Here is a 590-nt window from a genome sequence, read left to right on the forward strand (position 1 = left end):
CAGAGAGTGATCAGTGATCTGCGCCGCGACGTCCAGGCGAAGATCTCGCGGTTGCCCATCCGTTACTTCGACGGTCAGCCGCGAGGCGAGGTGCTCAGCCGGGTCACCAACGACATCGACAACTTCGGGCAGAGCCTGCAGCAGAGCATGTCGCAGATCGTCGTGTCGACGCTGACGATCGTGGGCGTGCTGTCGATGATGCTCGGGATCTCCTGGATCCTCGCCCTGATCGCGCTGGTCACGGTGCCAGTGTCGATCATGGTGGCGACCCGGGTCGGCAAGCTGGCTCAGCCCCAGTTCGTCGCTCAGTGGCGGATCACCGGTGGTCTCAACGCCCATATCGAGGAGATGTACACCGGGCACACGCTCGTGCGGGCGTTCGGCCGGCAGGAGGAATCCGCGGAGATCTTTCGTGAGCAGAACGAGCGGCTCTACGCCGCCAGTTGGCGCGCGCAGTTCATCTCCGGTCTCATGCAGCCCTCGATGTTGTTCATCGGAAACCTGAACTACGTGCTGGTAGCGGTGATCGGCGGCCTGCGGGTCGCGTCCGGCTCGCTGTCGATCGGTGACGTCCAGGCGTTCATCCAATA

At 63.4% G+C, this 590-nt stretch carries 1 protein-coding gene; it reads left to right on the top strand.

The window, feature by feature from the left end:
• Positions 1-590: ABC transporter permease (locus tag ACY45C_RS05720; RefSeq protein ID WP_462186605.1), on the top strand; the 590-nt coding region annotated here is incomplete at both ends.

The sequence above is a fragment of the Frankia sp. CcWB2 genome, assembly GCF_977927585.1.